Origin of the sequence: Caulobacter sp. Root487D2Y, from assembly GCF_001427165.1 — a bacterium.
Taxonomy (GTDB): Bacteria; Pseudomonadota; Alphaproteobacteria; order Caulobacterales; family Caulobacteraceae; genus Caulobacter.
On sequence record NZ_LMFD01000015.1, the window covers coordinates 1 to 9,760 of the forward strand.

General features: G+C 65.3%; 6 protein-coding genes and 1 pseudogene. 5 read left to right on the forward strand and 2 right to left on the reverse strand.

The annotated features are described in order from the left end of the window. Positions 1 to 2,013: pseudogene (locus ASD38_RS21505) on the reverse strand (hypothetical protein); the annotation flags it as partial. Positions 2,014 to 2,027: 14 nt separating this feature from the next. Continuing rightward, the gene (locus ASD38_RS21510; RefSeq protein ID WP_156390830.1) at positions 2,028 to 2,609 is read right to left on the reverse strand and encodes an Ig-like domain-containing protein; all 582 of its coding nucleotides are present in this window, start codon (positions 2,607 to 2,609) and stop codon (positions 2,028 to 2,030) included. A 626-nt stretch (positions 2,610 to 3,235) separates the two neighbouring features. Here ASD38_RS21510 and ASD38_RS21515 point away from each other — a divergent pair. The 5 genes from ASD38_RS21515 to ASD38_RS21535 all read left to right on the forward strand — a co-directional run bounded on the left by ASD38_RS21515 (position 3,236) and on the right by ASD38_RS21535 (position 9,358). Beyond that, entirely contained in the window at positions 3,236 to 3,670 is a 435-nt protein-coding gene (locus tag ASD38_RS21515; protein WP_235523927.1) for a hypothetical protein, read from the forward strand. 8 nt (positions 3,671 to 3,678) lie between these two features. Continuing rightward, positions 3,679 to 4,254 carry a PspA/IM30 family protein gene (locus ASD38_RS21520; protein WP_056463353.1) on the forward strand — a complete coding sequence of 192 codons (576 nt, stop codon included), beginning with the start codon at positions 3,679 to 3,681 and terminating at the stop codon, positions 4,252 to 4,254. Between the two features lie 6 nt (positions 4,255 to 4,260). Then, the gene (locus ASD38_RS21525) at positions 4,261 to 4,890 is read left to right on the forward strand and encodes a YqiJ family protein (RefSeq protein ID WP_056463356.1); all 630 of its coding nucleotides are present in this window, start codon (positions 4,261 to 4,263) and stop codon (positions 4,888 to 4,890) included. A 24-nt stretch (positions 4,891 to 4,914) separates the two neighbouring features. Beyond that, a complete protein-coding gene (locus ASD38_RS21530; RefSeq protein WP_056463359.1) occupies positions 4,915 to 6,786 on the forward strand; it encodes a flotillin family protein in 1,872 nt (623 codons plus the stop codon). A 1,546-nt stretch (positions 6,787 to 8,332) separates the two neighbouring features. Next, positions 8,333 to 9,358: an IS110 family transposase gene (locus tag ASD38_RS21535; protein WP_056463362.1), complete on the forward strand. Its 1,026-nt coding sequence runs from the start codon at positions 8,333 to 8,335 to the stop codon at positions 9,356 to 9,358. Positions 9,359 to 9,760: the final 402 nt, after the last annotated feature.

The following is a 9,760-nucleotide window of genomic DNA, read 5'->3' on the forward strand; positions in this document are numbered from 1 at the left end:
AAACGCCGCCGGGTTCATTCGCACCGCCTGGCAGACTGGGCGGCCGGCCGTGTCGTAACCGACTTGCGTCAGGGCCTGGGTCACGCCGCCGACCACCAGGCTGTCGCTGAYCTTGCGCCGTTGGGCGTCATAGGCCGGAACGCTCTGTTGCAGCGCGACGAAGCTCGACATCGCCGTGTCGGACTGATTGGTCGCCGTGCCGGTCTCGACCAGGGTGGGCTGGCCGTCGGCGGCGTAGGAGGTGCGGGCGGCGCGATAGAGCAGCGCCCCCGCCCCATCGGGGTCGGGACCGACCACGCCGGTCTTCCAGCGCGAGGCGTCGTAATAGGTCCGGCTCGTGTCGGCGGCACCCGCCAGCGGCCCGTCGGTGGCGATCACGTCGCCSCGCGCGTCRTAGGCGTAGCTGGTGGTGGCCGACAGGCTGTTGTCGCCSGCCCGGGTGGTCACCGACAGCAGGCGCACATTGTTGGCCGCGGCGCTGGATTCATAGGCRTAGTCGGTCACGGTTTCATTGGCCGTGCCGAGACATGCCGGCGCCGCGCCCGTCGCGCAGGTCGAGGTCCGGGTCAGGCGCCAGACCGSCGRCGCGGCCGTCAGGACGCCGTTCTTGATGTAGCGGGCGGTGAACTGGCCGTAGGTGTAGCGAACCTGAGGCCGCACGCCGTCCGAACCGGCCGACTTGGTGACGGTCAGCACCCCGCCATGGGCCGGATCATAGGTGAAGTCGGTCTGATYGCCGCGCTCGTCCTTGATCCAGTCGGGCCGGTTGCAGATCTGGACGCTGGTGCACAGCGTCATGTTGTAGGAGGCGCTCACCGACGTCGCCGTCAGGCCCGAACCCGGCTTGGGCTCGTTGCGCTTCTCGGTGACGTTGCTCATGTAGTCGTAGACGTAGCTGACGGCGTTGCCCTCGGGCGCGGTGATCTTCACCAGCCGGCCGATGCCAGGATGGGAACTGTCGCCGTAGTCGAAGGTCGTGGTCTGCCCGCCGGTGCCGTCCGGCCTGACGCCCACCGTATCGCTAAGGATCTTCTGGGTGCTGAACCGCGACTTGACGATCCGCTTGTTGCCGAGCGGATCGATTGCGGTCACGACCTGGATGTAGTCGGAGGGATATAGCGTCTGATCCGGGATCGGGTCTTGGCTGTAACTATAGGTCCAAGTCGCAGCGCCGTCGTTGACCGAGGTCACGATATTCGGCGTCGAGGAGCTCCCGGTAAAGGTATAGGTTCTGGACGCTCCGCCGGCCGGATTGGTGATGATGATCGTCGTGTTCGGCGGGGCGAACTGCGTCTTGGTCAGCGATCGCCCGAGGGCCTGCTGATTGAGAAAGGTTGGGCAGGCCGTGGCGCAGGCCGGGTCGGTCAGGTTAGTCGCCACCGCGCCCCATTCCTGCCCGGAATTGTCGCCCGACATGGCGTAGCCGAGGCTGCTCTCGACGGTCATCGGCCCGCCGTAGGCGCTACCGGCGACCGTCAGGATCTCGCCGAACGGATAGCGGACGCTTTGCAGCGCGCCGCGAACCGGCAATGGACGGTCGTAGTTGATCTGGACCTTCTGGAAGCGGGCCACCGTGCCGTCGGCCAGCGTATAGACGATGTTGCTGGCGTCCTGGCTGAGCGTATTGCCTTCGATGGTGGTCTCGACATCGGGCGTACCGGGATAGATCTGACTGCGCCCCATGAACGAGACGGTCGTCTGCATGCCGTCGGGGGCGAGGATGACGTAGGATTTTGTGGTCGGGATCGAAAACCCTGATCCGAACGAGAACGATTCCGACAAGCCGCCTGGGCCGCTAGGTCCGATGCTGTTGACCGCTTGGCTGACGCTCATGCTGCCGCTGATCAGGTCCACGCCGTTGGCGTCGACCGCGGAATGCTGGGGCGGCGGAATGGGGTCCTGCGCCAGGGCGGGGGCCACGCCGCCCAGCAGCGTCGCGGCGGCCAGGGCCAGGGCGGCCAGGCTTCCGCGCAGGGCTGCGCGAAACGACGGGAAGCTCATCGACTTGGTCATCACGCCACGCACGCCTAGAAGGTCACATTGATGGAGAGGGTGGCGGTGGCCGTGCCGCCTTTGCCGTCGGTGATCGTGTAGGTCAGGCTGTCGCTCCTTTTGGAGGACTTGGCCATGACCGTGATCGTGCCGCCGCTGAACGAATAGTCGGCCTTGGTCGAGGTGGTCTTGCTCAGCGAGACGATCGACAGCGTGTCGCCGTCGGGGTCGCTGTCATTGGCCGTGACGTTCACATTGATCGTGTCGCCCGCGAGGATCTGGACCGTGCCGTCGTTGACCGCGGTCGGCGGATTGTTGGGCGGCGGCGCGCCGACCGTCACCGACACCGTGGCCGGCGCGCTCGTGCCGTTGAAGGCCACCGACAACGAACTGTTGCCAGCCGTCGGGGCGGGATAGCTCGCCCCCAGCGCGGTGCGGTTGCTCGCCGCGCCGTAGGTGTAGGCCACGGCGCCACTGGGCCGGGCGACGGTTTTGACTTGCCCCTGGGGGTCATAGGTGTAGGTCGTGGTGACCTGGGCCGCCGACACGGACGCCGCGCTCGCGATCGCGAGCGAGACCAAGGCGACCGCCAGCCGCGACCGCACCAAAAGAGCCACCGAACGTCCCCACCCAAATCCCGACGAAGCTTGACCGTAGGGGCGTCCGTCGCGAGGCGCAACCGAGGCGAGTTGAAATTTATGCGATAGCCCTCAGTTCAGCGTCGCCTGGCCCAACTCGGTCAGGGTCACTGTGAAATTGTTCAAAATGGCCAGCGAACCCGATTTGATCGACCGCCTTTTCTCGGTGGGGGCGACACTTCAGCCCGCACCCCCTTCTCAACAATCTAAAGCGTCCGGTTCCCGGCGGCTGGTACGCCGGTATTGAGGACGGCTCTGGCGAACAATCGACGGCTTCGGGGTAGCTCAGGGAAACCCTGGCGTAAAATGGCGTAGGTGCGCAGATACGGACGCTGCGGAGAACTATGAGTGGCCGCTGGCGATCTAAACGGACCTGACCGACTACGAGGCATTGATTGCGAGCTCAGGCTTTTGGGCCCGTGCTTTCGAAATGCGTGCTGCCCCTGAGTTGGCATCCACGGCTTGTATGACATTTTAACTTCACCGTTTACAAACGTCTTACATACAGTCAAGCTCCGTCCATGGTCGCGTTGAACACGCCTCTGAGCGTCAGGCTCTCCGGGGATGATTCCGCCTTCCTCGCTCAACTAGAGCTGGAGGGGGCGGTGACGTCCAGCGACAAGGTGCGCGGGCTGATCCGGCTAGCGCGGCTGCGCCATCAGCGACCAGAAACCTTCGCCGGCGCCCTGGCCGCGAGTCACGAAGCCTTGGGTCCGGCCCTGCGCACGGTGCGGGAAGCCGAACAGGCGGCCGACCGGCGCTCGGGCGTGGTCGTGGGCCTGCTGACCAGCATCGAAGAATTCCTGGCGCTGAGCCTATCAACCCCCGCCGAGATGGCCGCCGCCGATGAAGGCGCGATGATCCGCCACGAGGCCCGCCTGGTCGATTGCGCCGCCCGCATGACCGAGCAGATGCTGCGCTGGGCCGTGACGCCCAGCGCGCCGGCCTACGACCCCAACGTCGTCGCACGCCGACTGGCCACCCTAGACGACCTAATGATCCTGATCAGCTCGGCGGCCCGGACCGCCACCGCCAAGTGAGAGCACGCATGGCCGACACCCTTGGAGCCCGCGTGGGCCGTATCGTCGCCGGCGGCGCTCACGCCATCGTCGACGCAATCGAGGGCGTCCTACCCGACGCCCTGGGCCAACAGGCCCTGCGCGAGGTCGACCAGGCGATCGATGAGGTCCGCGGCGAACTGGGCAAGACCATCGCCTCCCGCCACTTGGCCGCCAAGCGCCTGACCGAGCAGAGCAGTCGCCACGACGAGCTGTCCGCCCAGATCGACCTGGCCCTGAGCCAGGGGCGCGAGGACCTGATCCGCGCCGCCCTGGAGCACCAGCTGGACATCGAGGCCCAGATTCCGGTCCTGGAAGCCGCCGTCGCCAACGCCGCCGAACGCCAGGCCGAGCTAGAGGGCTATCTGTCCGCCCTGCAAGCCACCCGCCGGGAAATGAGCGAGGACCTGCAGAGCCTGAACGCTACCCGCGCCACGCCACCGCCGCGTGAAGCCGCCGACCTGGATCGCGGCGCCAAGCTGTCGGAGCTGGATAAGCTGGCCCGCCGCCACCGGATCGAGGAGCGGCTGGCCGCCCTGCTCACCCGCGTCGGCCAGCCGGGCTGATCGCGGATGCTGGCTTTCCTGACCTCGGGCGACAACGTCCCGTTCTTCGCGGCCCTGCTGCTGATGCTGCTGATCGGCCTGGTCGAGGCCGTCGGTCTGGGCGGCGGCGCGGTGCTGGGCGATGGGCTTGATGCGGATGTCGATGGCGACATCGACGGCCACGCCTCGCTGCTCAACTGGCTCAATGTCGGCAAGTTGCCGCTGCTGATGCTGATCGTGGTCTTCCTGTTCAGCTTCGGCCTGACGGGCCTGATCCTGCAGCAAGTGATCGCCGGGATCTTCGGCAAGCCCAGCCCCTGGTGGCTGGCCGTGCCGCTGGCCGTGGCCGCCGCCCTGCCCTTCACGCGCCTGTTCGGCCGCGTCGTCTCCAGGATTCTGCCCAGCGACGAGACCACCGCGGTCTCGCGCGAAAGCCTGGTCGGCCGCTGGGCCACCATCGTCACCGGCAAGGCCGAGGTTGGCAGCGCCGCCCAGGCCCGTGTCCGCGATGTCCACGGCCAGACCCACTACGTGATGATCGAGCCCGACGACGCCGGCGAGGTCTTCGAAGAGGGCTCGCAGGTCATCATCGTGCGCCACGCCGAGGCGCGGTTCTTCGCCATCCAGAACACCAGCGCCTCGCTGCGCGACCTATAGAATTTTCCTAGTACGGGGGTACCCATGAACATGCCTGCTCTGATCGAGATCGCCATCATCGCCGGAAGCGGCCTTGCCGCCCTGCTGATCCTGGGCCTGATCTTCGCGCGCCTCTACAAGCGCGCCTCCAAGGAGACGTCGTTCGTTCGCACCGGTTTTGGCGGCGAGAAGGTGGTGATGAACGGCGGGGCCCTGATCCTGCCAGTGCTGCACGAGACCATTCCGGTCAACATGAACACGCTGCGCCTGGCCGTGGAGCGAAAAAACGAGCAGGCCCTGATCACCAAGGACCGGATGCGCGTGGACGTGCTGGCCGAGTTCTATGTGCGGGTCCAGCCCAGCGCCGACGCCATCGCGTCGGCCGCCCAGACCCTGGGCATGCGCACCATGCATCCCGAGCAGTTGAAGGACCTGGTCGAGGGCAAGTTCGTCGACGCCCTGCGCTCGGTGGCCGCCGAGCTGACCATGACCGAGCTGCACGAGCAGCGCACTCACTTCGTCCAGAAGGTGCAGCAGGTCTCCAGCGAAGACCTCCTAAAGAACGGGCTAGAGCTGGAGACCGTGTCTCTGACGGGCCTCGACCAGACCGCCATGGAGTACTTCAACCCATCCAACGCCTTCGACGCCGAGGGCCTGACCCGTCTGACTGAGGAGATCGAGCTGCGCAAGAAGCTGCGCAACGACATCGAGCAGGACACCCAGGTGCAGATCCGCACCAAGAACCTTGAGGCTCAGCGCCGCACGTTGGAGATCAGCCGCGATGAGGAATACGCGAAGCTGGAGCAGGAGCGTGAACTAGCCATCCGCCGTGCAGGCCAGGCCGCCGAGGTGTCCCAGCAGGAAGCCGAGAAGTCGCGCGAGGCCGAGGGCGCCAAGATCACGGCTCAACAGCAGATCGAGACCGCCAAGATCGAAGCCGACCGGGCCGTCGCCCAGCAGCGCATCGCCATGGAACAGGAGCTGGGCGAGCGCGAGATCGCCAAGGAACGCGCGGTCGACACCCAGAACATCGAGAAGGCCAAGGCCATCGAGCTGTCGGAACAGGACCGCGCCATCGCCGTGGCCGAGAAGTCCCGCGCCCAGTCCGAGGCCCAGGCCGAAGCCGACAAGGCCCTGGCGATCGCCGTCGCCGCCGAGGAACAGGTCAAGACCGTCCGCGAACGCGAGGGCGCTGAGCGTCAGAAGATCATCGAGCTGATCGAGGCCACCAAGGAGGCCGAGCGAGAGGCGATTGGCGTCAAGGTGGCTGCCGAGGCCCAGAAGACTGCGGCTGCCGACCAGGCCGAGGCTCTGCGCGAGGAAGCCAAGGGCGCGGCCGACAAGACCCGCATCGAGGCCGAGGCCGCCGGTGAAGCCGTACGCGTCGCCGCCGAGGCCGCCCGCGTCCGCTACGCCGTCGACGCCGCCGGCCAAAAGGCTCTGAACGAGGCGGCCAACCTGCTGTCGGCCGACCAGGTGGCTATGGCCATCCGCATCAAGCTGATCGAGAATCTCGACCGTATCATCGCCGAGTCCGTCAAGCCGCTACAGGCCATCGACTCCATCCGCATCGTGCAGATGGACGGCGTGAATGGCGCGGCAGCGAACGACAGCGGCGGCGGTTCGAAGGACGGCGGGAATCTGGCCGACCAGGTGGTTAGCAGCGCCCTGCGCTACAGGGCTCAGGCGCCCCTACTGGACCAGTTGATGTCTGAAGTTGGCCTGTCAGGTGGCGACATCAATGGCCTGACCGGTGTGCTCCGACAATCAACGCCGCCCGAAGAGGACCAAACCGTTATCGAAACTCCTCCCGCCGCCAAGTCTCGCAAGGGCAGGACCATCCCCGCCATCATCGAACCGATCGAGCTCGTGGCTGACGCGGACGAAGTGGAGGAAGACGAAGACACCGAGACTTAAGCCGCCACCAAATCAGGAACGCCCCTGTCACCACGTGAACGGGGCGTTCTTCCTGCCCCCTTTTAGTCGCCCTACGAGAGTTCTCTGTCTGTACATGCAATGGAAGTGCCCCGAAGCACTCGGCATCGAGAGGGTCACGCATGCCCGCTGGGGCACAAGCCAGCTTACGCTGCGGCGCTTGGCGTACAATCGGCGGCGCCGGGGTAACTCTGGGAAAGACTGGCGTAGAATAGCTGCCTGTGACTTTGTCGTAAGCCCAGCGCAGAGCGATACTTCGGGCAGCCCAAACTGCTCCGGCGACGACTGAAAAACCCGCTGAGATCAGCAAGCTGACGCCGAGGCTCCGGAGCATTGATTGGGCTTCAATGAAAAAGATTGAGCGTAAAACGACGGGCAGCCCAACCGCCAAGGCGGTCGCACCGGCAGCCTTCAAAAAGGATGTTCCTGGCCCGTCTGGTCTGATCAGCAATCGCACCATCAAGCGTAGCTTGGCCTTCAACGCTTCCCACCGCAAGCGCCCGCCACGATCCCACCAGCGCGCTTCTAGGACGATCAAAGCGTCCGGTGGCCGGCACGCCCGGCGTCACCGCGTCGAGGGCGGTCCCTGGCGTACAATGGGCGGCTCCGGGGTCGCTCTGGGAAACCCTGGCGTAGAATAGCGTAGGTGCGCTGAAGCGGTCGCTACCGAGAACTACGTCTACGCTATGGCGCTCTAGATCATGCCTTCCACGATCCGCGCCCAGAGCGGACATTCCGAACTGCCGTTGAGGGTGGGTGTCGGACATTAGCCCCAGCGAGCTAGCCGCGATCATCCTCAAACTTTGCCATGCCAACTACGATACAGTCCGACGAACGCGGCGGCTCTGCAAGGGAGTGCGCACTTTCACGGAGAACTACCCGCTCGTCGTCCGAGTCTCCGCAAAGATCTGTGAATTTCAGTGAGTACGTTCCGTAGGGAAGTCGTTTGAAGCGGTAACTACCGTCCGGCCGGACTATCGCCCTGTACGTGCGGCCATTGTCGCCAGTGGCCTCGACGGATTGAACGTAACTCCAAGGATCTACTTTTCCAGCGATGACCCCAGTGGGAGCTGCGACCTTCGGCAAGGTAGCGCAGGCGGAGGCGAGCAGACTGATTGAGGCGCCCACCATCACTATCATCTTTTGCGATTGGCCTAAGTGGCTCGGCCTCAGGGCCAGGGCGCCACCAGGCCCAACCTGTGCTCGGACGCAGTGTTTTCCAGGCTTTCGCAGAAGCGCCTCCGCTTCTTGCGCTGTCAGCTCGGCAAGATCGTGAATCGTCTCCGAACAGGCGGCGCAAAAACGGTTGCGGCCTGCTGGCTCCATCTCATCCCAATTCTCGCTACAGGGACTTGGAAGAGAAATGCGAAGCTCGCTCATAGGGCGATGATATTCTTTGCGCCCAGGTCCGCAACGGGCCGGAAACGGAATTTGGCGTCGGCGCTGAAAGCGATGGGGTGGACGCCCCCCGACGGCATCGATGTGCCAAAGTGGAGGTGTTGAGAACACCACTTGAAAGGAGGCGTCCGTGGAAGAAGTTATCACAATCGGGCTCGACTTGGCCAAGTCGGTCTTTCAGGCGCATGGCGCTGACAGGGCCGGCGGCGTGGTCTTCCGCAAGAAGCTGCGACGAGATCAGCTGCTGTCGTTCTTTGCCAGCCAGCCACGCTGCCTGGTGGCGATGGAGGCCTGCGCCAGCGCCCACTACTGGGCCCGTGAGATCGGCGCCATGGGCCACGAGGTCCGCCTGATCCCGCCAGCCTATGTGAAGCCGTTCGTGAAGCGGCAGAAGAACGACATGGCCGATGCCGAGGCCATTTGCGAAGCGGCGCAGCGGCCGACGATGCGGTTCGTCACGCCCAAGAGCGCGGAGGCCCAAGGCTCTGCCGTGGTGTTCCGCACACGCGACCTGCTGATCAGGCAACGCACCCAGCTGATCAATGCGCTGCGGGGCCATCTGGCCGAGTTCGGCGTCGTGGTTCGGCAAGGCGCGGCGCACACTGCCAGGCTGATCGATGTGGTTGACGAACCCAGCAGCGATCTGCCCGCCGAGGCGCGGCCGGTGCTGGCCATCATCGCCCAGAGCCTGCGAGCCCTACAGGGTCAGATCGCGCAGCTGGATTCCGAGATCGCCGCACGGGCCAAGCGCGATCCAGTCGCCAGACGGCTGATGACCATCCCCGGCGTTGGGCCCGTCGTCGCCACCGCGCTGGTGGCGCTGGCGCCGGCGGCCTGCACCTTCAAACGCGGGCGTGACTTCGCCGCCTGGGTGGGCTTCACGCCACGGCAGCACTCGAGCGGCGGCAAGGAGCGACTGGGGCGAACGAGCAAGATGGGGGAGCGCAGTCTGCGACGACTGTTGATCCTAGGCGCCAGCTCCGCAGCGAAAGCGGCGGGCCGCGATCGCGCGCCGGCCAACTCATGGCTGACGAGCTTGCTGGCCCGAAAGCCGCGGATGCTGGTCACTGTGGCGCTGGCCAACAAGATGGCGAGGATCGTCTGGGCGCTGATGGCGCACGGAGGAACCTACAAAGCTCCGGCCACAGCGGTCTAACCGCCAGGGTCTGAGGCGTCGGAGAGGCAAAGGTCAGACGAGAGGTATGGCGCAACGGTCAGAAGACGGGGTGGGGAAAACCAGTGAATGTCCGAGCGCCTCGAGCGCGCGAAACCGGTCTGGACCCGACCCGCGATCTCCATACAGGCCAGCGGCGTGTGAACGGCCGCATCAACAGGCCGGACACACGGAAGCACCTGAACCGACCGCGTCAGAAATCTCGAAAAACTACTTGCCTCAATGCGGGCGTCCACACACGGACATTCGGCCGGAGCGCCGACAATCGGACCTTCCGAGGGTCGGCTATGGGTGGCTAGCGGACCTATGGGCAGGTTGGGAAATATCGCCCACCGATGCTTGTGATCATCCCCGCATCGCCAGCTTTCCAGGCCACATCGACAT